The organism is Halorubrum sp. FL23 (assembly GCF_052439115.2).
In the GTDB taxonomy this organism is placed as follows: domain Archaea; phylum Halobacteriota; class Halobacteria; order Halobacteriales; family Haloferacaceae; genus Halorubrum; species Halorubrum persicum.
In genome coordinates this window covers 199,627-221,537 of record NZ_JBQVRO020000004.1, presented here as the reverse complement: position 1 = coordinate 221,537, position 21,911 = coordinate 199,627, and the positions used below count along the sequence as shown (strand labels likewise).

Sequence of the window (21,911 nt, the reverse complement as noted above, 5' to 3'; positions counted from 1 at the left end):
TAGTTAGCACGGGACTTCGATCCGATCGAAGGGCCTCATCTGGTGTGTTTATATATGTCTCTGCCGGGCCCCTGACTTCGAGGAGTTCCCCGAACGGCGAACGCTTTCCTGGGACGCGTTGTGCGTGCGTCGCCACCGGTGGCGTCGCTCGATCGTGGTTGGCCGTCGCTGGAGCGGTCATCAGGCGTCGCCAGACCTGCGGTCGGGCGTCGCTGTCGGGATCCGCCGGTGGTCCGTCGAGCGAGTTACCGAACGAGAACGGAGAAGCGGGGTCGGCCGCGAGCGGTCACCGATCCAATTCGTCGGCGTCGGTGAGGTACTCCGAGTCGACCTCGTCGATCGTCGGTTCCGGTGGTTCGTCGGCGGCGTCGAGCTCGCGTCGGTTGAGGTGACTCTCCAACTGCCGGCGCTTGTTCTGTCCCTTCTGCTCGCGACCTGATTTCGTGTCTGGCATCGTCACCCGTGACAACACTACCCATACATATGAGTCTTGTGTCGGTGTGTAGAAACGTCGACGGCGCCGCCGAACCGCATCGCTAGGCGAGGCTACGAGGGCGATGACATCAGAAACGCCAGGAGAGGGATTTGAACCCCCGATCCCAGAAGGGAACACGCTTTCCAGGCGTGCGCCTTACCACTCGGCCATCCTGGCTCGGTCTGAGTTAATCCGGTGGGACTGTTAAGTCCTTCTTTTCGCGTGGAGCCGGTGTTCGACGGCGTACGCGATCCCGCCGGACGCGACGGCGATCCCCCCAGCGAGCACGAACAGTCCGACGTATCCGACCGGGAGACCGCCGATGACGAGCAGGTACCCCTGCGCGAGCACGAGGAACGCGAACCCGCCGACGAGCCCCCACAGGGCCGCGGACCGCACCCGCGCCCGAGGGGTCGCCGGAACGCCGGGTCGGTCAGCGGCCCCCTCGGCGGAGTCGTCGGCCATCTACTCGACGACGGCGACGGCTTCGATCTCCACGCCGACGCCCTTCGGAAGCGCACCGGCCTGCACCGCCGACCGGGCGGGCGGCGACGCCTCGAAGTAGCCCGCGTACGTCTCGTTCATCTCGTCGAAGTCGTCGATGTCGGCGAGGAAGACGGTCGTTTTGAGCACGTCCGAGGGCGCCGCACCCGCCTCGTCGAGCACGGCCACGAGGTTGTCGAGCGCCTGCTCGGTCTGTACGCCGATCGGCGCGTCGGCGAGGAGTTCGCCGTCCGGCGTCAACGGGATCTGCCCGGCCGTGAACACGAGGTCACCGTTCGTCGTCGCCTGGCTGTACGCGCCGACCGCCGCGGGGGCGGCGTCGGTGTGGACTGTCTCCTTCATACGCCTCCGCCTTCGACGGGCGTCCATAAAGTGACCGGGGAACGCGTCTCGCTCCGCTCACCACCGTTGCCCCTATATTCTTTGCGTGCTAACACACATCATATGACTGTAGCAGAAATCGCCCCGCTCGTCGCGATCCTTGGCGCGGTGGCCCTGATCAACCTCGCGTTCGCGTGGCTGTTCACGCGCACGGACCGCGACCCGGCGGACTTCCTCGGGTCGGCGCGCGAGGTCCCCGAGGAGGCGAAAGCCGATCCGGAGCCGTCCGGCGACGGGGCCGCGGGCTTTGAGACGCCCCCGGAAGATTCGACACCGACCGGCGATCCGCCGCCGCTCGACGCGGACGGAGAGACGGTCGTCTGCCGCCACTGCGGCGCGAAAAACCGGACCGGCTACCAGTTCTGTCGCTGGTGCGTTCGTTCCGGCTTCGTCGACGACGGGACCGGTGGGGCCGCGGGGGCGGCGGTGCCGAACCGATCGCTGTGAGCCGCTCGCGGCGCGGTCAGTCCGCGTCGACGCGGCAGCCGCCCGAGTAGTCGATCCCCTCGATCGTCTCGATGCCGTCCTCGCCACACACCGGACAGTCGGGGTTGCGCCGATACGGAACGGACTCGAAGGTCATGTCCATCGCGTCGTAGAAGAGCACGCGCCCCTCGAGCGGCTCGCCCGCGTCGATCAGGAGCTTGATCGCCTCGGTCGCCTGAATGCAGCCGACCGTTCCGGGGAGCACGCCGAGCACGCCCGTCGCCGCGCAGTCGGGCACCGTCCCGGGCTCGGGGGCCTCCGGGAACAGGCACCGGTAACAGGGTCCCCCGGGAACGAGCGTCGTCGCCTGCCCCTCGAACTTGTAGATGGCGCCGTGGACGACGGGGAGCCCCTCGATCCGGGCCGCGTCGTTGACGACGTATCGGGTCCGGAAGTTGTCGGCGCAGTCGACGACGAGGTCGTACTCCGCGAGCAGGTCGCGGGCGTTCTCCTCGTCGAGCCGCGTCTCGTGGGTCGTCACGTCGATGTCGGGGTTGAGCCGGTCGACGTACCGGGCCGCCGACTCGACCTTCGGCTCGCCCACGTCGGCGTCGCCGTGGATCACCTGCCGCTGGAGGTTCGAGCGCTCGACCACGTCGTCGTCGACGACCCCGAGCGTGCCGACGCCGGCGGCGGCGAGGTACTGGATGACCGGCGCGCCGAGCCCACCCGCCCCGACCACGAGCGCGTTCGCCTCGAGGAGCCGCTTTTGGCCCTCCGGGCCGACCTCGTCCATGATCACGTGTCTGGAGTACCGGTCGAGCTGGTCGGCGTCGAGCGAGAGACTCATGGGTGGACGTGCGGCGTGAGTCGGTATAACCGTGTTCCCGACGGCACGGCGTTCCAGGGTCAGGGGGTTCGACGACTGTGTCGATCGGTTCTACATAGCTGGCCCCTGGCCCCGATCTAGCGCCGAACGCCTCCAAAGCCCCGCCCCCCACAGCACCCCTCCACCCACAACCCCGCCCCCACAGCATCGCGCCTCACACCTCCCCAACCTCGTCGGTGGTCCTCCGCTTTGCTCCGGACCACCGACTCCCTCGCACCGTCGGTTCGCGGCCCTTCGGGCCGCTCACCGGGGCGCGCTGCCGCACCGTACTCGATCGATAACCGGTCGTCGCATCCGTCTCGCGCATTTATAAGCCGTGTCGCCGGCGTTTCCGATCCCCGTCTCACCGTCGCCCCCGCCCCGTCGTCGATTCAACAGGGTTCAAGTATCCCTCCGGCAAAGCTTGCGATATGCAGACGCTGCTTCTCAACGCCGACGACGTCGACGAGAACGCTCGGATGGACCGCGTCATCGACGGGGTCCGGGGCGCGTTCACGGCCTACGAGCGCGGCAACGCCAAGATGCCGGCGAAATCGTACATCGACCTGCCGGAGTACAACGGCGACTTCCGCTCGATGCCCGCCTACCTCGACGTCCGGACCGAGGACACCGCCGAGGACGACGGGTGGGACGCCGCCGGGATCAAGTGGGTGAACGTCCACACCGACAACCCCGCCGACCACGACCTCCCGACCGTGATGGGGACGATGATCTACTCCGACCCCGAGACGGCGTTCCCGCTGGCGATCCTCGACGGCACGACGCTCACGATGAAGCGCACGGGTGCGGCGGCCGCGGTCGCCACCGACGAGCTGGCGGTCCCGGACGCGACCTCGCTGGGGATCGTCGGCGCCGGCGTCCAGTCGTACACCCAACTGGAGGCGATTTCGGCGGTCCGCGACATCGAGGAGGTCGTCGTGAGCGACCTCGACGAGGAGCGCGTCGCCGACTTCATCAACGCCTTCGGGGACCGGTTCGACGTGCGCGCAGGCTCGGTCACGGAGGCCGGCCACTGTGACGTGCTCTCGACGGTGACGCCCGTCGAGGACCCGATCGTCGGTCTCGACGACGTGGGCGGACACACCCACATCAACGCGATGGGCGCCGACGCGGCGGGCAAACACGAGCTCGCCGACGATCTCCTGTTGGACGCGACGGTCGTCATCGACGACCACGAGCAGTGCACCCACTCCGGCGAGATCAACGTCCCCTACGCCGCGGGAGCGCTGACGGACGACGACATCTACGGCGAGATCGGCGAGATCGTCGTCGGCAACCGTCCGGGACGCACCGGCGCCGGGTTCGGCAGCGACAGCGACGGACCCGACGCCGCCGTCGACGGCGTCACCGTCTTCGACTCCACCGGGCTCGCGATTCAGGACGTGGCGGCCGCCCGCGTCGTCTACGAGCAGGCCAACGCCAACGACAACGGCTACCCCTTCGACCTCCTCGGGCTCGCGGAGTAGCGCGGCGGCACCCTCTCTGTCCCGTCGGACCGCTCTCACGCACCCCTCCCCCGACCGCTTTTGTCGTCCGCGCTCGTAGGTCGGCCGTGCAACTCGTCAGCGTCGCGGCGCTCGCGGAGAACCGAGCGATCGGCAGGGACGGCGAGGTTCCGTGGCCTCACATCGAGGCCGACGTTCGGCAGTACCGCGAACGCGTCGCGGGGTCGCCGGTGATCTTGGGACGCCGCACCTTCGACTCGATGCGCGCCGACCTCCCCGGCTCCCGGCAGATCGTCGTGAGTCGGAGCGTCGAGGCCGTCGATGTCCCGACCGCGATCGTGGCCGACGGCATCGATTCGGCAATCGAACGCGCGGCGGAGGTCGCGGGCGACGACGGGATCGGGGGTGATGAGTTCGTCTACGTCCTCGGCGGCGGAGCCATCTACGAGCTGTTCCAACCCCACCTCGACCGGATGTTTCTCAGTCACATCGCGGGGAGCTACGAGGGTGACACGTTCTACCCGGCGTGGGACGGCGACGAGTGGGCCGTCGCCGCCGAGACCGCGTTCGACCGGTTTACGCTTCGGGAGTGGGTCCGGCGCGACCGTTCCGCCTGATTTGCCTACCGGGTGTCCACTCTCGTTTCGGCGTGCTCCGCGTACGATCGGAGCTGTAGCTCCGCGCTCTCTGTGAGCCTGTCGAGCGCCTCGCCGACGCCGTGCTCGCGGGCCTCGACGGAGGCCTCGGCGACCAGGGTCCGGACGGTGTCGAACGGACCCATTCGCGCACCGGACGTGGCCGGTGACGCCTCGGCGTCCAGCAGCTGATCCATCGCCGTCCGGTACCCGGGGTTCCCGTCGAACCACCCGTCTCGCGCGAGTCGATCGACGGCGCCCTCGTGAACCGGGAAGTACCCGGTCTCCCGATGCCACCGCGCCTGCTGTTCCGGCGCGGCGAGCCACCCGAGGAACGCGGCAGCCGCCCGCTGCTGCTCGGTCGACGCCCGGTCGGCAATCCACAGCGAGCCGCCACCGACGACGACGCCGTGACGCTCGTCGGCCACCGGGAAGTACCCGGTCCCGACCGGGAACGACGCGCCCTCGCGCACTCCCACCATCGCCGAGGTCGACCCGATCAACATCCCGGCGCGTCCCTCGTGGAACGCCTCTCGTGCCCGTCCTCGGGCCTCGATCCCGGGGTCGAGGTAGAGGCCGTCGGCGGCCATGTCGGCGATCCACTCGTACACGCGTTCGCCCGCCTCGGCGTCGAAGTACGCCTCGGTCGGCGTTCCGGCGCGGCCGTTCTCGGCGTCGACGAGCGGTTGCCCCGCCTCGGCGAACCACTGTTCGACGAACCACGAGTAGTTCGCGAACGTGATCCCGGCCTCGGCGCCGCCGCGGTCGACCAGTCGCTCGGCGCAGTGGCGCACCTCGGCGAACGTCGACGGCGGGTCGTCCGGATTCAACCCGGCGCGCTCGAAGGCATCGCGGTCGTAGTAGAGCACGGGCGTCGAGGCGTTGAACGGGAGCGAGTGGAGCCGACCGTCGGTCCGGTAGTAGTTCGCGACGGGGTCGAGGAGGTCGTCGGGGTCGAGGCTCGCTTCCGCGGCGATCTCGTCGGCCACGCCGCCCCTCCCTCGGGACACGTCGGCGAGGAGGTCCTCGACCGGGGCGAACGCCCCGCTGTCGAGCGCGCGCTTGGTCCCGATCTCGTAGAGGTGCGCGATCGCCGGAGGGTCGCCCCGGTCGGCCGCGGCGAGGGTGGCGTCGAACACGCCCCGGTAGCTCCCCTTCGAGGAGGGGCGGACCGAGACGTCCTCGGTCGCCGCCTCGAACTCGTCGACGAACTCGTCGAGCAGCCGCGCTTTCCGTCCCCCGAGCGCGTGCCAGAACTCGACGACCGTGTCGTCGTCGCCCGCCGCGCTCCCGGCGAGGTCGTAGGCGTCGAGCCGGTCGTCGAGGGCTCCGGTCCGGTCACTCAGCGTCGACGCGCCGGCCGCCACCTCGGTCAGCGACGTCTTTTGCGTGTGGGCGATCGTCGTCACCTCGGCAGCGTCCTCGGCGGTGTCGGCCGCGAGCTCCCCGACCGTTTCGACCATGTCGACCGCCTCCTCGATCGCCGCCGCTTGGTCGTCGGTCGCGTCGCTGATCTCTTCGACGCCGCTCGTGGTCTCCTCGATGTCGTCGGCCAAGTCGGTGAACGCCTCGAGGGCGCTCTCGGCGGTGTCGATTCCCTCGCCGACCCGCTCGCGCATGTCCGTGATCTCCGCGACGGTGGCGTCGGTCTCGTCGCGCACCGAGCCGATCGACGACTCGATCTCGCTCGTGGCGTCGCGGGACTCCTCGGCGAGGCTCTTGACCTCCTCGGCGACGACCTCGAACCCGGCACCGGCCTCGCCCGCTCTGGCGGCCTCGATGGAGGCGTTCAGCGCGAGGATGTTCGTCTCGTCGGCGATGTCCCGGATGAGGTCGGTGACGTCTTCGATCGCCGCGACCTCCGCCTCCAGCTCCTCGACGCGGTCGAGCGCCGTCTCGGTCCGCTCGTCGACCACTTGGAGCTCCTCGATCGCCGCGGCCGCGGCGTCGTTCCCCTCGTCGGCGCGCTCGGCGACGTTCCCCGCCGTGGTCGCCACCTCCTCCGCCGACGCCGCGACCTCTTCCGTCGCCGCCGAGACGCTCTGCAGCTCTCGGGTCGCCTCCGCGATGTCGTCTCGCTGGCGGGTCGCCGCCGCCTCGATCCCGTCGACCGCCTCGTACACGTCGCCGCTCTGCCCCTTCGCTCGGGCGACGTTCGACCGCACGTGTTCGGAGGCCCCCGAGACCTCGTCCCCGAACCCCTCCGCCGCGGACAGGGTTTCGGCGACCCCCTCGACGAACGCGTTGAGATCCCCCGCGAGCGCGGCGGCCTCACCGCTCGCCGCCGCCTCCGGGAACCGCGCCCCGAGGTCGCCCCCTGCGAGCTGCGCCGCGACCTCGCGGAACGCGTCGATCGGCACGTCGCCACCTGCGGCCTGGGTCGTCTCTCCGTTCGCGGTCTGTGTCCTCTCCCCGCCCGTCGTCTGTGCCGCCGCTTCAGTGGGGTCGCGGCCGTTCGACTCCGACCCGATCTCTCGGTCCATCTCCGACTCGTCCGATCGGTTCCGGGTGCCGTTGCGATCCATTTGCCGTTCGTTTCGCGTGAGAGTATATAACCGCTCGACGCGAATTATCTCGGTTAATAACAATCCCGGCGTTCGGGACAGAACTCCTCGCTCGCCGGTTCGTCGCCGCGTCGATCCCGTCGTCGCCGTGGCCGCCCCGCGCTGTCTACGCCGTGTCCGCGCCGCCCCGCGCTGTCTACTCGTCGCGAGCGTTCTCGTCGTGGCCGTCTTCGTCGGGATGGACCGGCGTCGCGAACCCGAACCGCGGCTTCGCGTCGTCGACCTCGACGGTCACGGTCTCGCCCACGTCCGCGCCGGCGACGAAGAGCGAGTACCCCTCGACGTACGCGATCCCGTCGCCCTCGTCGCCGCGCTCCTCGACCGTCACCTCGATCCGGTCGCCCGCCGTGACGGGGGCCGTGTTCAGCCCTCTGGCGACGAGGTACACCTCCGATGAGGAGTCGCGAGACGCGGGCGGCGAGACGGTCCGGAGGTATTGGAACTCCTTCCGGACGTCCTCGCGGAACGCGTCCAGATCCTCGCCCTGGAACACCTTCACGACGAAGTCGCCGCCGGGCGCGAGCAGCTCCTCGGCCACGTCGAACGCCTGCCGCGCGAGGTGGACCGACCGGGCGTGATCGAGGGCGTACTCGCCGGTCATGTTCGGCGCCATGTCCGAGAGCACCGCGTCCGCGCCGCGCTCGCCGACCGCCTCTCGCAGGTAGTGCCGGGTGCGCTCCTCGGTCATGTCGCCGCGGATCGTCTCAACGTCGTGCTCCTCCAGGTCGTCGATGCGCTGGAGGTCGACGCCGACGACCGTCCCCGACTCCCCGACCTCCTCGGCGGCGACCTGAAGCCAGCCGCCGGGCGCGGCGCCGAGGTCGACGACCGTGTCGCCGCGATCGAACAGGTCCGACTCCTCGTCGATCTGTTTCAGCTTGTAGGCCGACCGGGCGCGGTACCCCTGCTGTTTCGACTTGTTGTAGTACTCGTCTTTTCCACTCATACGTCTCTCACCACGGGTCGGGGCCGAATGTCTGTCGAAACCGCGGGCGAATCGGCGTTCATACCCGGAACGACGGGACCGACCCGGAAATGGACATCGGTGGGCAGTTCTCGGGGATCGCGGATCGACTCAGTGGAGGTCCGGGCTGGATGGGGGGTCCGGTTTGGTGGAGGCCCGGACCGGCGACGGCTCCGATCACTCGTTCGGGCGGCGCAGCCGCGCGGCTGCTCGTTCGACCCACGACGCGACGGCGCCCAGCGGCCGCCACCCCTTGCTCTCGTTGGACGCGTCGGATTCGGACGCGTGCTCGGCTTCCGACCGCTCCTCGACGATCGTCTCGTAGGTGTCGATCACCTGCTGTCGCTGTCGCTCCTTCGACTCGACGGCCCGCTCGAGCGCCTCTACTTCCGCTTCGAGCGCCTCTACCTCGGCCGCGAGCGCGGCGGCGCGGACGCGTCGGTGGTAGTCGGGCGGCTGCTCGCGCTCCGACCGCGCGCGCGCAGATGCGGTCGATCGAAACCACGGGCCGTCGATGGAGTCCACCGCCTTCACCTCGATACCGTCGGGATCCTCGTGGGTGCCGGATGTAGCGGACATCGTTTGCGGGAGATATGTGTACACATACCACATAGAAAAAACTCAGTCAGCCGCGAGTCGGACGCACCGCTTGCGCCCGGTTCACGGCGGCGTCTGTTCGGCCACCGTCACCCGTCCCCACAGACGCTCCGAGCTCCGTCCCGCGGCGCGATCCGCTCCGGAGTTGCCGACCGCGTCTGCGGGTCGGCTCTCGTCTGCGTCTTCAGCCGACCGGATCGCGAAGCCGAGGTCTGCGTAGAACGCCCGCAAATCCGCGTCGAACGCCGCGGTGACGGTTTCGACCGCGGCGTCGCGCTCGGCGCGCCGCACCACCGCGGCGACGAGCGCGGAGCCGATCCCCCGCCCGCGGCGCGCCCGCCGGACGGCCACGGCGTCGACGTGGATACGGCCCGGGTCGGGACGCGTCGCGACCAGCGCGCCGACGACCGCGCCGGTCCGGCTAAACCGGGCGACGAGCGCGTCGCCCGCGTCGATCGCGGCGTCGACGGTCTCGGAGTCCGTCTCCAGCATGGCGGCGTCGAGCACCCGGAGCACGTCCAGTCTGTCGTCCGGCGTGGCCGTCTCGATCCCGACGGCGTCGGGCGTGTCGCGCTCCGCGCTCACGCGCTGTCGTCCGTCTGTCCGCCGTCCGTCGACCCACCCTTTATGAGCCGGAGCAGTCGGACCGACTCGGCGTCGACGACGCGGTCGCCGGGGACGGGCGAGCCGTCGACAAGCGCCGACGCCTCCTGCGGGTGGTACCCCGCCTCGCGGATCAGGTCGGCGTAGGTCGCGTCCTCGGGGAGGTCGTACTCCGCGGCCCCCTCGCCGACGACCTCGACGGTGACGTTCACGGGCGCCCCTCGGCGACGGTGACGCGCATCGGTCGCTACCCGTCCAGCTCCTCGCGGAGCAGCCCGTTCACCTCGCCCGGGTCGGCGCTCCCGCCCGTCGCCTGCATCACCTGTCCCACGAGGAAGTTGATCGCGCCCTCGTCGCCGTCGTGGTAGTCGGCGACCGCGTCGGGGTTGTCGTCGATGGCGGCCTCGACGGCGGCCTCGACCTCGCCGGAGTCGGCGACGCCGAGCCCCTCCCGATCGATGACGGTCTCGGGGTCTTCCCCGGCGTCGAGCATCTCTCGGAGGACGACCTCCTCGGCGTTCTTCACGGTGAGCTCCTCGTCTGCCACGAGCTCGATCAGGCGCTTGAACTCGTCGAGGCGGCCCTCTACGTCCGTGATCTGCATCTCGCGGTAGTTGAGCTCGCCGAGCAGGTTGTCGGCGACCCACGTCGCGGCGAGGTCGGGGTCGAACTCCTCGGCGACGTCCTCGAAGAAGTCGGCGACCTCCTTCGTGGAGGTGAGCTTCGAGGCGGACTCGCGGTCGAGCCCGTACTCCTCGCGGAAGCGCTCGCGGCGGGCGTCCGGCAGCTCCGGGATCGGGATCTGCGCTTTCCAGTCCGACACCTCCAGCGCCGGCAGGTCCGCCTCCCGGAAGTAGCGGTAGTCCTTCTCGGCCTCCTTCGAGCGCATCGAGACGGTGACGCCGCGCGCCTCGTCCCAGTGGCGGGTCTCCTGTTCGATCTCGCGACCGCGCCGGAGCACGTTCTCCTGTCTGGTGACCTCGTACGCGAGCGCCTGCTCGGCGCCCTTGTGACTGGAGATGTTCTTCACCTCGGCGCGGTTCACGGCCTCGAGGGCCTCGTCGGTGATCTCCCCGTCGCCGTCGATCTCGCTTTCGGGGACTAGCGAGACGTTGGCGTCGACGCGCAGGCTCCCGTCGCGGGTCGGATCGAAGACGCCGAGGTACTCGAGGACTTCTTCGAGCTTCGCGAGGAACGCCCGCGTCTCCGCCGGCGACCGGAAGTCCGGCTCGGTGACGATCTCCATCAGGGGCGTCCCGGCGCGGTTGTAGTTCACCAGCGTGTGGGTCGCCGACTCGATGGAGCCGCCGGCGTGCTGGAGGCTCCCGGGGTCCTCCTCGAGATGCGCGCGGGTGATCCCGATGGCTCTCGCCTCGTCGTCGACGCGGACCTCCAGCTCCCCGGACTGGCAGATCGGGGCGTCGTACTGGGTGAGCTGGAAGTTCTTCGGCAGGTCGGGGTAGTAGTAGTTCTTCCGGTGGAACGTGGTCGTCTCGGGGATGTCGGCGTCGATCGCCTTCCCCACCTTCACGGCGGCCTCGACGGCGGCCTCGTTGAGGACCGGCAGCGCGCCCGGCAGGCCGAGGCAGGTCGGGCACGTGCGCGTGTTCGGCTCCTCGTCGTCTTCGGGCTCCGTCGAGCAGCCGCAGAAGATCTTCGTGTCGGTCTCGAGCTGGACGTGGACCTCCAGCCCGATCACGACCGTCCGCTCCTCCGTCGCGGCCTGAGTGCTCATTACCGACCCGTTGTGAGCCGGTCACCTAAATCGTGTCGGGACCGATACGCGGCGGGCCTCCGTCGCGTCGACGCGGTCGCGTCCCAGCTGGGACCGTTGCTAAACCCTTATCAGCGCGCGGGTGGGAGAAGCGGTCGTATGAGCGATCTCCCGGACGACTTCGACTGCACCCTGACCAACTGGGAGTACATCTACGGGCTCTGCCGCAACGTCTCGAACGCGGTGAAGCGCGCCGACTTCGAGCCGGACGTGGTCGTCGCGCTGGCCCGGGGCGGCTGGTTCGCGGGGCGGTGCATCTGCGACTTCCTCGGGCTCAACGACCTCACGAGCCTGAAGATGGAGCATTACGTCGGCGCCGCGGAGAAAAGCGACGAGCCGCAGATCCGCTACCCGATGCCCGAGGGGAGCGTCGAGGGGAAAGACGTCCTGATCATCGACGACATCGCGGACACCGGCGGCTCGATCAGCCGGGCGGAGGAGTACGTCGACGACCGGAACGCGGGCGCGGTCCGGACCGCCACCCTCCAGCTGCTCGGCACCTCGGAGTTCCAGCCCGACTTCGTCGGCGAGCGGCTGGAGCAGTGGACGTGGGTCGTCTACCCGTGGAACTTCCTCGAAGACATGATCGACCTCACCGAGGGCGCGATGGAGCGCGCCGACCAGACCGTCTTCGACCGAGAGGACGTTCGGCACTACCTCGACGAGTACCACGGCATCGGTCGCATCGAGATGGAGGTCGCCCAAGCCGGTCGCCTCGACGAGGTGCTCGACGAGATGGTCCGCCGCGACGTGGCCGACCTCGCCGGCGAGGGCGCCTGGACGCTCGCCGAGTAGCGCACGACGATGGTCTCGGACGACCCGGCCCTAGACGACTCGACCCCGGACGACGCCATCGACGCCCTCCTCGACGCCTACGCGCTGAAAGACGAGCGGCGCACGGGCTGGCAGCTCCGCGGCGTCGACGCTCCCGAGTCGGTCGCCGCCCACACGTGGGGCGTCGCGTACCTCGTCCTCGCGCTCGGCGACCGGTTCCGCGAGGACCTGCCCGACCTCGACCTCGACCGCGCGCTCCGGCTCGCCGTGGTCCACGACGTCGCGGAGGCCGAGACCGGCGACGTGGCGACGCGTGCCGATTCGACCGCTGACTCGGTGGATCCGGCCGCGAAGGAGGCCGCCGAGCGCGAGGCGATGGCGGACCTCGCCGGCCCGCTCCCCGATCGGGTCCGCGACGCGTGGGAGGCGTACGAGGCCCGCGAGTCGCCCGAGGCGGTGTTGGTCAAGGAGTGTGACCTCCTCGACGTCTGTCTACAGGCGGTGTGCTACGAGCGCGCAGACCGGTACGACCCCGCCGACGGCGACCCGGACGCGTTCCGCGAGTACGACGACCTCGACGAGTTCTTTGCGACGACCGAGCCCCGGATCCGGACCGACGCCGGCCGAGCGCTGTTCGATCGCCTCCGCGCTCGGTACCGCGCGGCCCGCACCGACCCGTAGCCTCCAGCGCCCCCGCCCGAACGCCGCCATTCGACGTTCGTCGAACCCCGAAAACGACGACTGTAGGCCCTCTCACGGTCGATCAGCGGCGGCAGATAGTAAGAACGTTAACGGATCAGTTCGTCTCGGAGAGTGAGAGCTTTCACCACGCATGTCCGAGAACACTGATCTGATCATTGTCGGCGGGGGAATTAGCGGGGCGTCGCTTCTGTACACGGTCGCGAAGTTCACCGACATCGACGACGTGACGCTGATCGAAAAGGAGCGGGAGATCGCGGCGATCAACTCTCACCGGACGAATAACTCCCAGACGCTGCACTTCGGCGACATCGAGACGAACTACACCCTCGAGAAGGCCGAGGAAGTGAAGGAGGGCGCCGAGCTGCTCGCGGGCTACCTCGAGGGAACCGACCCGGACCGGGAGATGCACAGCAAGCGCAGCAAGATGGTGCTCGGCGTCGGCGACGAGGAGACCGACAAGCTGGCGGAGCGCTACCACGAGAACGGGTTCGGCGACCTCTTCCCGAAGCTGCGCGAGATCGGTCGCGACGAGATCGCGGAGCTGGAGCCGAAGGTCGTCGAGGGACGCGACCCGGGGACGGAGCTCAAGGCGCTCCAGACGCCCGACGGCTACGTCGTCGACTACGGCGCGGTCGCGAAGTCGTTCGTCGACGCCGCCCGCGAGGAGGAGGGCATCGGCGTCCACCTCGGCACCGCGGTCGAGAACGTCGACGAGGGGCGCGACGGGTTCACCGTCGAGACCGACGACGGCGACTTCGCGGCCGACGCGGTCGTCGTCGCCGCCGGCTCCCACAGCCTCCAGTTCGCCAAGGAGATGGGGTACGGCGAGCATATGTCGCTGCTGCCGGTCGCGGGGAGCTTCTTCCTCGCGGACGACCTGCTGAACGGGAAGGTGTACACGCTCCAGATGAAGAAGCTCCCGTTCGCGGCGGTCCACGGCGACGCCGACGTCCACGACGACGGCGTCACCCGGTTCGGTCCCACGGCGAAGCTCGTCCCCGCGCTCGAACGCGGTCGCCTCTCCACCGTGAGCGACTTCGCCGACGTGTTCGGCTTCTCTCCCGCGTCGGTCCTGAGCTACGTCAACATCCTCTCGGACCGCATCCTGTTCCCCTACGTCGTCCGGAACCTCGTGTACGACCTCCCCGAGGTCGGCAAGCGGGCGTTCCTCCCGAACGTCCAGAAGGTGGTCCCGACGGTCGACGTCGACGACATCGAGCGCGCGAAGGGGTACGGCGGCGTGCGCCCGCAGATCGTCGACACGAAGAACAAGGAGCTCGACATGGGCGAAGCGAAGATCACCGGCGACGGGATCCTGTTCAACATCACGCCCTCGCCGGGCGCCTCGACCGCGCTGAAGAACGCGATGACCGACGTGCAGACGGTCCTCGACTTCTTCGAGGAGGACTACGCCTTCGACGAGGACGCCTTCCGCGAGGCGACGATCGAGAACTTCCCGCGGGCCGACGACGAGGGCGCCGACGCCGAGGCCGGCGAAGGCGACAGCCGCGTCCCCGCCGAAGCCGACGACTGAGCCGGGCGCGCCGACCCCGTCACTGAGGTTCGGTCTTCTCGGGTTCCCTCTCCTCGTTCCCGGACTACCGACTCGCGAATCCGCGTCCCGCCGCGCGCCGCGCGAAATCGCCCGGCTGTTCGGTCGATACCGGTCGCGGCCGCGAGATGGTGTCGCTATCCGTGTTGAGTCGACTGCAACCGAATTAACTCGGCTCAAATCGGTCCAAACCGGCTGCAGGGCCATCCTCTCTTTTGTCTAATCACCCGCTACGCCGAGTCGCGATGTTCGAAGCAGATCCGCTCACGATGGCAACGCTCACAACCGACGCGGCTCGGGCGGCCCTGCAGGTCGGTCCGCCGGCCGACGCCGCCGCGCAGGCCCCCGCGTTCGTCCAGGACATCCTCGCCGAGGTCGGGTCCTCGGCCGGCGACGCCGCGGGCGGGCTTGGCGAGACGATCTCCGAGATCACGCCCGGAGGGAGCGACGCGGCCGAAACCGCGAGCGACGCCGCGAACGGTGCCGCAAGCGACGCCGCGAACGGTGCTGCGAACGACGCCGCAGGCGACGCCACGGGGAATGCCCCCGGCCGATAACACGCGTCTCACGGCCGGTCCCGCTCACCACCTAGCCGACACCGCTCGCTGACTCGGTTTCACGCTCGCGTTTCTTCGCCGACCTCTCGATCGAACGCCTCTCTGAGCACGCGGATCGCCCGCCGCTTCGTCCCGTCCGGGACGAACACGAAGGGGATCGGCACGTCGAACGCGCGGTCGCCGTACAACCCCCAGTCGCCGACGGACCGCGTCGTCCCGCCGTACGCGATGGGGATGTCCTCCAGCTCGTCGGGGTCGTAGGCGGGGACGTACGACCGGTCGATCCACACCTCGTGGACCGGCACGTCGAGGGCGTCGGCGAGGAGCCGCTCCAGCCGGTCGTCGCCCTCGGTGAGCCACGCGGTGAACGCGTCGATGTCGGGGCCGCCTTCCTCGCCCTCCTCGCTGCGGCTGCCGTCGAGGGTGCCGCCCACCCGGTCCGCCAGCGCGATCCGGTGTTTCCAGCAGGTGGCCGGGAAACGCCGCCCGCGGAAGCGGTCGTACATCGACGCCAGCGTCGACTCGGGGTGCTCGCGGGCGGCGATCCGGAGGCGTTCGAGCACCGCGTTGTCGTCGAGTTCGCGGTCTAAGATGCCGTCGACGGTGACCGGGCTCTCGCCGGTCTCGGCCGCGTACTCGCCGAGCATCGCCTGTAGGAGCCGGTTGGCGTACACCGACTTGTGGTGCTGGGTGACCCACATGTACAGCGCGATCCGCCCCTCGAGGTAGTTGCCGATGGTCGACAGCGCCTTCTCCGAGAGCGCCAACCCCTCCTCGGGGTGGGCGGTGTAGGCGTCGACCATGCGCTCGACGTCGAAGCTCAACACGCCCGCCCCGGTCATGTCGTTGTCCCGGGTGATGTAGTCGAGGCGGTCCACGTCGATGGGCGAGTGGAGGAGTTGGGCGCCGACCCCGTACTGCCACGGCTCGCCGCGCTCGTACGCGAGGCTGTAGCCGAGCACGTACGCGCACACCTCGAAGGGGTCAACGTCGAACGCGCGGAGGTCGTCGCCGTACTCCTCGACGATGATCACGCAGCCGAGCAGCTCGTGGGGGTTCGCCGACCGGAGCGGGGCGCCCCCCACGCCGGCGTCGTCGAAGGCGTCGACCAGCCCGGTCTCCGCGACGCGCTTCCGGAGGACCCCCTCGTCGAGGAACCCCTCGGAGAGATGCGAGAAGGGCGGGTGGCCAACGTCGTGGAGCAGGCAGGCGCACTCCAGCGTGCGCTGGATCTCCTCCAGTTCGTCGGTCGTCGCGCCCCGCGCGAAGTACGACTGCCGGCGGAGGTTCTCGAAGACGGTCCGCCCGAGGTGATACACCCCGATCGAGTGCTCGAACCGGGTGTGGTTCGCCCCCGGATACACGAGGTGCGTCGCCGAGAGCTGCCGAACGTACCGCAGCCGCTGGAACGGCCGCGTGTCGACGACGCCCTCGACGAGCGCGTCCGGCAGCTCGACGTAGCCGTGGACGGGGTCTTTGATCTGGGTGGTGGGCATCGATTGTGGACACGACACCGTCCCGCGACGTGCATTTTTCGGTCCCCTCCGACGCTCCGCTCCCGAAACGCTCCGATTCCGTTCTTATAAGTAGCGAGCCCGACGTTCTCCGCGCATGGTATCGGACACCGCTGGTCAGCCCGACTCTCCGCTCGTCGACCGGTGGACTGCGCTCGATCGCGGCTGGCAGGCGCTCGCGCTCGGGCTGGGAGTCGTCGCCGTCCACGCCGCGGGACAGGTCGCGGGCGTCTTCTGATGGGCGTCGCTGCCGCGGCTCGCTCGTACGTTCCCGGCCTCGCACTGCTGGCCGGCGGCGCGCTCCTCTCGCAGGTCGTCGCCGGCGCGGTCGACGGGCTGCAGCCGCTCGTCGTCGCCGTCGGCGTCGGCGCGCTCGTCGGCAACACCGTCGGTACGCCCGAGGCGGCCCAGCCGGGCGTCGGCGTCGACAAGCTGTTCTTGGAGACCGGCATCGTCCTGCTGGGCGCCGCGGTGGTCGTCGAGGAGTTCCTCGCCGCGGGGCCGACCGTGCTCGGACTGGTCGTCGCCGCCGTCGGCGGCGGGCTCCTCCTCGCGGAGCTGATCGCCCGAGGGCTGTTCCGCCTCGACGGGACGACGCCATCGCTGCTGGCCGCCGGCGCGAGCATCTGCGGCGTCTCCGCGGTCGTCGCGATCGGCCGCGTGCTCGACGCGCGCGGGTCGGCGATCACGTTCGCGGCGGCGACCGTCCTGCTCTTCGACGCCGTCACGCTCGTCGCGTTCCCGATCGCGGGCGAGTGGCTCGGGCTTACCGGACGGCAGTTCGGCGTCTGGGCCGGCGTGAGCATGTTCTCGACCGGTCCCGTCGCGGCCGCGGGATTCGCGCACTCGCCCGAAGCGGGGCAGTGGGCGACCGTGACGAAGCTCGCGCGCAACTCCCTCTTGGGAGGGGTCGCGGTCGCCTACTCGCTGGCGTACACCGCGCGCTCGGCGACGGACCCCGGCGTTCGCCGACTGTGGGCGGAGTTCCCGAAGTTCCTGCTCGGGTTTCTCGCGGTCGCCGCGATCGCGAACAGCGGGTTCCTCTCGCCGGCGGCGCTGGCGTCGATCGGGCGCGTCTCGGACGCCCTCTTCACGCTGGCGTTCGTCGGCCTCGGCCTCTCGATCCGGCTCCGAGAGATGCGCGAGGTCGGCGGGGGCGCCGTCGGCGCCGTCCTCGTCCACCTGCTCGCCGTGAGCGCGCTCGCGCTGGCGGCGGTGCGGTGGCTGCTGTGATCCCGCTTCACTCCGTATAAGTAGCGCGCGGACGCACTCCGCGTATGAGCACCATCGGCTTCATCGGCGGCAGCGGTATCTACGAGGCGCTCCCCCTGAACGACGTGCGCGAGGTCGAGTACGACACGCCCTACGGCGAGCCCAGCGACGCGATCACGATCGGCGAGTTCGCGGACACCGGGAAGGAGGTCGCCTTCCTCCCCCGACACGGCTCGAACCACGGCGTCTCGCCCACCGACCTCCCGTACCGCGCGAACATGTACGCGCTGAAGCGAGCGGGCGTCACCCACATCTTCGCGTCGAACGCGGTCGGGAGTCTGAAGGAGGAGCTGGAGCCCGGCACCCTCGTCGTCCCCGACCAGATCTACGACCGGACCAAACACCGCGACCTCTCCTTCTACGGCGACGGCGTCGTCGTCCACCAGCCGTTCGCGGACCCGTACAGCCCCGAACTGGTCGACCACCTCACGGAGGCCGCGGAGTCGGCCGTCGGCGGTGCGGGCGAGGGCGACGGCACGACGGTCGTGAAGGGCGGCACCTACGTCTGCATCGAGGGGCCGCAGTACTCGACGCGCGCGGAGTCGGAGTTCTACAAGTCGCAGGGGTGGGATCTGGTCGGCATGACCGCGATCCCGGAGGCGAAGCTCGCCCGGGAGGCCGAGATCGCCTACGCGACGATCGCCGGCGTCACCGACTACGACGTGTGGAAGGCGGACAGCGAGGTGACGCTGGCCGAGGTGCTCGAAAACGCCGAGCAGAACCAGAAGGCGATCAAGGCCGCCGTCGAGGAGGCCGTGCGGACGCTCCCGGACGAGTTGGAGTGCGAGGCGCACGCCTCCCTCGACGGCACCGTCAACACGCCCACGGAGGCGATCCCCGAGGAGACCCAGGAGCGCGTCGAGCCGCTGCTGGGCGACTACTTATAAGTAACTCACCCGCTACCCCGGTCGTCCGCGTCGACGGTGTCGCCCGAAGAGTCCGCGTCGTCCGCGTTGCGGGCTTCCCTGAGCGCGTCGACCGCGGTCTCCGTCGTCTCGACTCGGGTCTCTGTCGCGCCCTCCGGGTCCAGTCTCGGCTCTCCGTCCGCGTCCGCGGCGTCCTCAGCGGGCGGGTCGGCCGTCGCAGTATCACCGTCCGTGGTCTCGGCTTCTCCCCGGCCGGCGTCGTCTCCGAGTCCGAGCCACGACCTGAGCGTCTCGATCACTCCCATGGTCAGTAGTGTCTGAAGAGCACCGCGCGAACATCGTCTTTCGTTCTAGCCGCTTCGACGCTTCCGTCCGGGAGATCGACCTCGTATCGGGCGTCGCCGTCGGCGGACCGCCACTTGTCCTCGTGGGTCTCGAGCAGGCTCAACATCGCGTTGAGCTGCCCGCCGTCGTCGGTCGATCCGTCGCCGGCCTCATCGCGCTCGCCGGGCTCGTCGACGGTTTCGCCGCCGTCGTCGATCTCCTCTTCGCTGTCGTCGCTTCCCTTGTCTTCGGGCGACAGCCCGGATACGTCCACGTCGACGGGCGCGAGCGGATCGGTGTACCGCCGCTCGACCGCCTCGGTGATCGCCGTGACGAGCTCCCCTTTCGTCATGCTGCTGCGACCTGAGACGTCGTACTCGGCGGCGATCTCGTAGAGGTCCATTCGCGATGCGGCCTCCGGGTCCGTGTGACGACGGTTCCGCTCGGTGAGTTCGGCTTCGAGCGCCTCGCGCGGGAACGGTCGGGGCCCGTCGGTGGAGTCGGTCCCGTCCGTGCTGCCCGCGCCGACGGCACCCGCGTCGTCGCCCGTCCCGACTTCGGCGGTGCGGTCCGGATCGTCGACGGCCTCAGCTAGGTCCAACAGGTAGGCGACGCCGTCGGGGAGCGTGACGGACGTGTAGCGGTCGGCGTGGTGGTCAGCGAGCTCCTCGCGCAGTGCCCTGATGCGGTCGTACTGGTCTTCGGTTATTTCGATCGTGTGCATAGTCATCTGTCGTCATCGCGATGGAACCGGCGGAGCGCGTCTTCCCAGCTCTCTGCGGAGCGCGGCTCGCCGGAGTGGTCGGCCTCGACGCCGACGTAGCCGCAGGCCTCGCAAGTGAACGCCTCGATGCCAGACAGCGCGAACGCCGTCAGCTCTCTCCCGCACCGCGGACAGTCCGGTTCCACTGCTGATCACTCGCATTTCGTCGTCGGGGTGGTAAAGCACTGGGGTCAGGGGAACAGTCATTACACTCGGCCCGATACGCCCACGCATGAGCGAGCCGACCGACGCGAACCGACTCCTCCGCTACTACCGGCGATACGTCGGCGACCCCGACCGCACGGTCGACGTCTACGCCGGATTCGGACTGTTCTTTGTCGGGCTGGGACTGGGCGCGGTCGGTGTCGCCGTGTTCCTCTACAGCGCTACGCTGCCGCCGACCGAGCTGTCGACCTACGCCGTCAGAGAGGTTGCCGGCGTCGCTGCGGCCGTCGGGCTGCCGGCCCTGTTGCTCGGGATCGTCGTCCTACTGCCGGTCGACAAGCGGATGCTGTACGTCGCGGCCGCCGGCTCGGCCGTGACCGTCGCCGCGGTCGGCGTATTCGTGTGGGCGTACCCGCACGACTGGAACGTTGCTGTCCCCCCGGACTACAGCGCGCGGGTGATCGCGCTCTACAGCGTCGGCATCGCGCTCGTCGTGGCGGCGACGGGCGTCGCGCTTGTCGCCCACCGTGTCGAACGCGTCACGGACGGCGCGACGGCGGCCGAGGAGAACGACGGCGCCGACGAGAGCGACGAGACCGTCAGCGACGAGCAGGTGCGCGCGGACATCGACCGCGAGCTCGGCGACGCCGAGCTCTCGTGGGGCGGCGTGGAGCGCACTGAGACCCGGCGGCTGAGCCTCAACACGAGCGAGATAGACGAGATCAACCGCGATTCGCTGCCGGATTCAAGCACCGAGACCCGAACCGGCGACGGCAGCGTCGACGCCGCGGTCGCGCAGCTCAGAGGGTTACAGGGCGGCGAGGTCGAGACCGCGAGCGGCGGCAGTACCGACGATCAGGCCGCCGCGCTCCGTGAACTGCGCGAGCAACAGCGTGACGCGGAACAGAACGACGAGACCGACGGACTCACCGACCGGATCCGCGGTCTCGTCGACCGGATCCGCGGAGGACCCTGAGACCGTCGACCGGGGCGGTACAGAGCGCCCGCCGGAGCGGCGGACTTCTCCCGTCCGGGCGTAGAGAGCTCCCCGCTGTAGCGGTGAAAACGCCCCACCGATGCGGCTGCTACGAAAGCTTATGTGGATTGGTTATGAACGTCGAGTATGGCCAAGGGGCTTGACGTCGGAACGATGAACATCCTCTCCGCGCGGCAGGAGGGTGCCGAAACCGTTTTCGTCCAACAGCGCAACTCATTCGTCGAGATCGAGTATAGTGATATGGCCGAGCAGATGCTCTCACGGAGCAACGTCCTTCACATTCGAAAGGACGACGAGGTGTACGTCGTCGGCGACGATGCGCTTAACTTTGCGAACATATTCAACGAGGAAACACGCCGGCCGATGCAGCACGGCATCCTCTCCAGCAACGAGTCGTCGGCGATCCCGATGATCAAGCTCATCACAGAGCAGGTCGTCGGAGAGCCATCGCGGCCGGACGAACGGCTGTACTACTCGAGTCCCGCCGACCCGATCGACTCGGATCTGTCGACGCTGTACCACGAGAAGACCCTCGAGTCGATGCTCGGTGAGATGGGATACGACCCCGAGCCGATCAACGAGGGCATGGCCGTCATCTACTCCGAGCTCGCCGACGAGAACTTCACCGGCCTCGGTATCAGCTTCGGCGCCGGGATGACGAACGTCTGTCTGGCCTACTACGCGGTGCCGGTGATGAAGTTCTCCATCGCCCGCGGGGGCGATTGGGTTGACGAACAGACCGCCCAGGCGACCGGGACGCCGGTCGACAAGGTGACGAGCATCAAAGAGGACGACTTCGAGCTGGACTTCCGGACCGACGTCGGCGGCGTCGAGGGCGCGCTCGCCATCTACTACGAGAACCTGCTCGACTACGTCATCGAAAACATCAGCAGAGAGGTCGACGAGGAAGACGTCGAAGAGGGACTCGACGTGCCGGTCGTCGTCACCGGCGGCACCTCCAGCCCCAGCGGATTCGAGGATCTGTTCGCCGACCACCTCAAGGACGCGAACATGCCGTTCTCGATCAGCGGCGTCCGCTCGCCGGACGAGCCGATGTACAGCGTCGCAAGCGGCGCACTCGTCGCGGCGCGCTCCGAGGAGGAAGACAAGGACGCCAGCACCGAGACCGAGACCGAAACCGCCGCGCCGGACGCCGAGGACTGACCTC

The 21,911-nt window shown here is 69.2% G+C and carries 26 protein-coding genes and 1 tRNA gene; 12 read left to right on the top strand and 15 right to left on the bottom strand.

What is annotated here, in order from left to right; genetic code table 11:
- Positions 1-286: 286 nt before the first annotated feature.
- The 4 genes from ACT4MF_RS07050 to ACT4MF_RS07035 all read right to left on the bottom strand — a co-directional run bounded on the left by ACT4MF_RS07050 (position 287) and on the right by ACT4MF_RS07035 (position 1,321).
- Positions 287-454: a hypothetical protein gene (locus ACT4MF_RS07050; RefSeq protein WP_444682069.1), complete on the bottom strand. Its 168-nt coding sequence runs from the start codon at positions 452-454 to the stop codon at positions 287-289.
- A gap of 116 nt (positions 455-570) precedes the next feature.
- Positions 571-652: transfer RNA gene (locus ACT4MF_RS07045), tRNA-Ser, on the bottom strand.
- A 27-nt stretch (positions 653-679) separates the two neighbouring features.
- Positions 680-940 (bottom strand): DUF7981 family protein, encoded by a 261-nt coding sequence (locus ACT4MF_RS07040; protein WP_444682070.1) that lies wholly within the window; start codon positions 938-940, stop codon positions 680-682.
- The gene (locus ACT4MF_RS07035) at positions 941-1,321 is read right to left on the bottom strand and encodes a Rid family detoxifying hydrolase (RefSeq protein ID WP_444682071.1); all 381 of its coding nucleotides are present in this window, start codon (positions 1,319-1,321) and stop codon (positions 941-943) included.
- A 102-nt stretch (positions 1,322-1,423) separates the two neighbouring features.
- Between ACT4MF_RS07035 and ACT4MF_RS07030 the strand changes: the two genes are divergently transcribed.
- Complete coding sequence (locus ACT4MF_RS07030) at positions 1,424-1,807, top strand: DUF7577 domain-containing protein (protein WP_444682072.1); 384 nt, start codon at positions 1,424-1,426, stop codon at positions 1,805-1,807.
- A 16-nt stretch (positions 1,808-1,823) separates the two neighbouring features.
- Here the strand turns inward: ACT4MF_RS07030 and ubaA are convergent, their stop codons facing one another.
- Entirely contained in the window at positions 1,824-2,636 is an 813-nt protein-coding gene (gene ubaA, locus ACT4MF_RS07025) for an SAMP-activating enzyme E1 (protein ID WP_444682073.1), read from the bottom strand.
- Positions 2,637-3,085: 449 nt separating this feature from the next.
- On the opposite strand from ubaA, the gene ACT4MF_RS07020 reads away from it, so the two are divergent.
- Together ACT4MF_RS07020 and ACT4MF_RS07015 are read left to right on the top strand one after the other, a co-directional pair.
- Positions 3,086-4,141 (top strand): ornithine cyclodeaminase family protein, encoded by a 1,056-nt coding sequence (locus ACT4MF_RS07020; RefSeq protein ID WP_099255937.1) that lies wholly within the window; start codon positions 3,086-3,088, stop codon positions 4,139-4,141.
- An 86-nt stretch (positions 4,142-4,227) separates the two neighbouring features.
- Positions 4,228-4,737: a dihydrofolate reductase gene (locus ACT4MF_RS07015; RefSeq protein WP_444682074.1), complete on the top strand. Its 510-nt coding sequence runs from the start codon at positions 4,228-4,230 to the stop codon at positions 4,735-4,737.
- 5 nt (positions 4,738-4,742) lie between these two features.
- Here ACT4MF_RS07015 and ACT4MF_RS07010 read toward each other — a convergent pair whose 3' ends face one another.
- The 6 genes from ACT4MF_RS07010 to gatB form a co-directional block, all read right to left on the bottom strand.
- Complete coding sequence (locus ACT4MF_RS07010; RefSeq protein WP_444682075.1) at positions 4,743-7,280, bottom strand: methyl-accepting chemotaxis protein; 2,538 nt, start codon at positions 7,278-7,280, stop codon at positions 4,743-4,745.
- A gap of 175 nt (positions 7,281-7,455) precedes the next feature.
- Entirely contained in the window at positions 7,456-8,265 is an 810-nt protein-coding gene (locus ACT4MF_RS07005; RefSeq protein ID WP_444682076.1) for an SAM-dependent methyltransferase, read from the bottom strand.
- Positions 8,266-8,460: 195 nt separating this feature from the next.
- Complete coding sequence (locus tag ACT4MF_RS07000; RefSeq protein ID WP_444682077.1) at positions 8,461-8,862, bottom strand: hypothetical protein; 402 nt, start codon at positions 8,860-8,862, stop codon at positions 8,461-8,463.
- An 81-nt stretch (positions 8,863-8,943) separates the two neighbouring features.
- Entirely contained in the window at positions 8,944-9,465 is a 522-nt protein-coding gene (locus ACT4MF_RS06995; protein ID WP_099255933.1) for a GNAT family N-acetyltransferase, read from the bottom strand.
- Positions 9,462-9,695, bottom strand: a complete 234-nt coding sequence (samp2, locus tag ACT4MF_RS06990; protein ID WP_099255932.1) for a ubiquitin-like small modifier protein SAMP2 — start codon at positions 9,693-9,695, stop codon at positions 9,462-9,464. The genes ACT4MF_RS06995 and samp2 overlap by 4 nt, the downstream gene beginning before the upstream one ends.
- A 35-nt stretch (positions 9,696-9,730) precedes the next feature.
- The gene (gatB, locus tag ACT4MF_RS06985) at positions 9,731-11,218 is read right to left on the bottom strand and encodes an Asp-tRNA(Asn)/Glu-tRNA(Gln) amidotransferase subunit GatB (RefSeq protein WP_099255931.1); all 1,488 of its coding nucleotides are present in this window, start codon (positions 11,216-11,218) and stop codon (positions 9,731-9,733) included.
- Between the two features lie 138 nt (positions 11,219-11,356).
- On the opposite strand from gatB, the gene ACT4MF_RS06980 reads away from it, so the two are divergent.
- From ACT4MF_RS06980 to ACT4MF_RS06965, 4 genes are all read left to right on the top strand, one after another.
- On the top strand, positions 11,357-12,052 hold the full coding sequence (locus ACT4MF_RS06980) for a phosphoribosyltransferase (protein WP_099255930.1): 696 nt from the start codon (positions 11,357-11,359) through the stop codon (positions 12,050-12,052).
- 9 nt (positions 12,053-12,061) lie between these two features.
- On the top strand, positions 12,062-12,712 hold the full coding sequence (locus tag ACT4MF_RS06975; protein WP_444682078.1) for an HD domain-containing protein: 651 nt from the start codon (positions 12,062-12,064) through the stop codon (positions 12,710-12,712).
- A gap of 151 nt (positions 12,713-12,863) precedes the next feature.
- Positions 12,864-14,267 (top strand): FAD-dependent oxidoreductase, encoded by a 1,404-nt coding sequence (locus ACT4MF_RS06970; protein WP_444682079.1) that lies wholly within the window; start codon positions 12,864-12,866, stop codon positions 14,265-14,267.
- Between the two features lie 287 nt (positions 14,268-14,554).
- Positions 14,555-14,842 carry a hypothetical protein gene (locus ACT4MF_RS06965; protein WP_444682080.1) on the top strand — a complete coding sequence of 96 codons (288 nt, stop codon included), beginning with the start codon at positions 14,555-14,557 and terminating at the stop codon, positions 14,840-14,842.
- Between the two features lie 59 nt (positions 14,843-14,901).
- On the opposite strand, the gene ACT4MF_RS06960 is transcribed toward ACT4MF_RS06965, so the two are convergent.
- On the bottom strand, positions 14,902-16,338 hold the full coding sequence (locus ACT4MF_RS06960; RefSeq protein ID WP_444682081.1) for an HD domain-containing protein: 1,437 nt from the start codon (positions 16,336-16,338) through the stop codon (positions 14,902-14,904).
- 115 nt (positions 16,339-16,453) lie between these two features.
- Here ACT4MF_RS06960 and ACT4MF_RS06955 point away from each other — a divergent pair, with 115 nt between their 5' ends.
- The 3 genes from ACT4MF_RS06955 to mtnP are packed head-to-tail and all read left to right on the top strand — an operon-like array spanning position 16,454 to position 18,515.
- Positions 16,454-16,594 (top strand): hypothetical protein, encoded by a 141-nt coding sequence (locus ACT4MF_RS06955; protein WP_180271812.1) that lies wholly within the window; start codon positions 16,454-16,456, stop codon positions 16,592-16,594.
- The gene (locus ACT4MF_RS06950) at positions 16,594-17,589 is read left to right on the top strand and encodes a YeiH family protein (protein WP_444682082.1); all 996 of its coding nucleotides are present in this window, start codon (positions 16,594-16,596) and stop codon (positions 17,587-17,589) included. Before ACT4MF_RS06955 ends, ACT4MF_RS06950 begins: the two co-directional genes overlap by 1 nt.
- A gap of 44 nt (positions 17,590-17,633) precedes the next feature.
- Positions 17,634-18,515 carry an S-methyl-5'-thioadenosine phosphorylase gene (mtnP, locus tag ACT4MF_RS06945; protein WP_444682083.1) on the top strand — a complete coding sequence of 294 codons (882 nt, stop codon included), beginning with the start codon at positions 17,634-17,636 and terminating at the stop codon, positions 18,513-18,515.
- Positions 18,516-18,520: 5 nt separating this feature from the next.
- On the opposite strand, the gene ACT4MF_RS06940 is transcribed toward mtnP, so the two are convergent.
- Genes ACT4MF_RS06940 through ACT4MF_RS06930 form a run of 3 tightly spaced genes read right to left on the bottom strand, consistent with a single transcriptional unit; the run spans position 18,521 to position 19,727 of the window.
- Positions 18,521-18,799 carry a hypothetical protein gene (locus ACT4MF_RS06940; RefSeq protein WP_444682084.1) on the bottom strand — a complete coding sequence of 93 codons (279 nt, stop codon included), beginning with the start codon at positions 18,797-18,799 and terminating at the stop codon, positions 18,521-18,523.
- Positions 18,800-18,801: 2 nt separating this feature from the next.
- The gene (locus tag ACT4MF_RS06935; RefSeq protein ID WP_444682085.1) at positions 18,802-19,542 is read right to left on the bottom strand and encodes a Rho termination factor N-terminal domain-containing protein; all 741 of its coding nucleotides are present in this window, start codon (positions 19,540-19,542) and stop codon (positions 18,802-18,804) included.
- A 2-nt stretch (positions 19,543-19,544) separates the two neighbouring features.
- On the bottom strand, positions 19,545-19,727 hold the full coding sequence (locus tag ACT4MF_RS06930) for a TFIIB-type zinc ribbon-containing protein (RefSeq protein WP_099255921.1): 183 nt from the start codon (positions 19,725-19,727) through the stop codon (positions 19,545-19,547).
- 86 nt (positions 19,728-19,813) lie between these two features.
- On the opposite strand from ACT4MF_RS06930, the gene ACT4MF_RS06925 reads away from it, so the two are divergent.
- Both ACT4MF_RS06925 and ACT4MF_RS06920 read left to right on the top strand, forming a co-directional pair.
- A complete protein-coding gene (locus tag ACT4MF_RS06925) occupies positions 19,814-20,722 on the top strand; it encodes a cell division protein CdpA domain-containing protein (protein ID WP_444682086.1) in 909 nt (302 codons plus the stop codon).
- A 147-nt stretch (positions 20,723-20,869) separates the two neighbouring features.
- Positions 20,870-21,907: a disk-shape morphogenesis protein volactin gene (locus ACT4MF_RS06920; RefSeq protein ID WP_444682087.1), complete on the top strand. Its 1,038-nt coding sequence runs from the start codon at positions 20,870-20,872 to the stop codon at positions 21,905-21,907.
- Positions 21,908-21,911 lie beyond the last annotated feature (4 nt).

Bases quoted from the DNA above. Each gene is read 5' to 3' on its own strand.
- ACT4MF_RS07050 (WP_444682069.1), bottom strand. From the start codon at position 454: ATGCCAGACACGAAATCAGGTCGCGAGCAGAAGGGACAGAACAAGCGC.
- ACT4MF_RS07040 (WP_444682070.1), bottom strand. From the start codon at position 940: ATGGCCGACGACTCCGCCGAGGGGGCCGCTGACCGACCCGGCGTTCCG.
- ACT4MF_RS07035 (WP_444682071.1), bottom strand. From the start codon at position 1,321: ATGAAGGAGACAGTCCACACCGACGCCGCCCCCGCGGCGGTCGGCGCG.
- ACT4MF_RS07030 (WP_444682072.1), top strand. From the start codon at position 1,424: ATGACTGTAGCAGAAATCGCCCCGCTCGTCGCGATCCTTGGCGCGGTG.
- ubaA (WP_444682073.1), bottom strand. From the start codon at position 2,636: ATGAGTCTCTCGCTCGACGCCGACCAGCTCGACCGGTACTCCAGACAC.
- ACT4MF_RS07020 (WP_099255937.1), top strand. From the start codon at position 3,086: ATGCAGACGCTGCTTCTCAACGCCGACGACGTCGACGAGAACGCTCGG.
- ACT4MF_RS07010 (WP_444682075.1), bottom strand. From the start codon at position 7,280: ATGGATCGCAACGGCACCCGGAACCGATCGGACGAGTCGGAGATGGAC.
- ACT4MF_RS07005 (WP_444682076.1), bottom strand. From the start codon at position 8,265: ATGAGTGGAAAAGACGAGTACTACAACAAGTCGAAACAGCAGGGGTAC.
- ACT4MF_RS07000 (WP_444682077.1), bottom strand. From the start codon at position 8,862: ATGTCCGCTACATCCGGCACCCACGAGGATCCCGACGGTATCGAGGTG.
- gatB (WP_099255931.1), bottom strand. From the start codon at position 11,218: ATGAGCACTCAGGCCGCGACGGAGGAGCGGACGGTCGTGATCGGGCTG.
- ACT4MF_RS06980 (WP_099255930.1), top strand. From the start codon at position 11,357: ATGAGCGATCTCCCGGACGACTTCGACTGCACCCTGACCAACTGGGAG.
- ACT4MF_RS06975 (WP_444682078.1), top strand. From the start codon at position 12,062: ATGGTCTCGGACGACCCGGCCCTAGACGACTCGACCCCGGACGACGCC.
- ACT4MF_RS06970 (WP_444682079.1), top strand. From the start codon at position 12,864: ATGTCCGAGAACACTGATCTGATCATTGTCGGCGGGGGAATTAGCGGG.
- ACT4MF_RS06965 (WP_444682080.1), top strand. From the start codon at position 14,555: ATGGCAACGCTCACAACCGACGCGGCTCGGGCGGCCCTGCAGGTCGGT.
- ACT4MF_RS06960 (WP_444682081.1), bottom strand. From the start codon at position 16,338: ATGCCCACCACCCAGATCAAAGACCCCGTCCACGGCTACGTCGAGCTG.
- ACT4MF_RS06955 (WP_180271812.1), top strand. From the start codon at position 16,454: ATGGTATCGGACACCGCTGGTCAGCCCGACTCTCCGCTCGTCGACCGG.
- ACT4MF_RS06950 (WP_444682082.1), top strand. From the start codon at position 16,594: ATGGGCGTCGCTGCCGCGGCTCGCTCGTACGTTCCCGGCCTCGCACTG.
- mtnP (WP_444682083.1), top strand. From the start codon at position 17,634: ATGAGCACCATCGGCTTCATCGGCGGCAGCGGTATCTACGAGGCGCTC.
- ACT4MF_RS06940 (WP_444682084.1), bottom strand. From the start codon at position 18,799: ATGGGAGTGATCGAGACGCTCAGGTCGTGGCTCGGACTCGGAGACGAC.
- ACT4MF_RS06935 (WP_444682085.1), bottom strand. From the start codon at position 19,542: ATGCACACGATCGAAATAACCGAAGACCAGTACGACCGCATCAGGGCA.
- ACT4MF_RS06925 (WP_444682086.1), top strand. From the start codon at position 19,814: ATGAGCGAGCCGACCGACGCGAACCGACTCCTCCGCTACTACCGGCGA.
- ACT4MF_RS06920 (WP_444682087.1), top strand. From the start codon at position 20,870: ATGGCCAAGGGGCTTGACGTCGGAACGATGAACATCCTCTCCGCGCGG.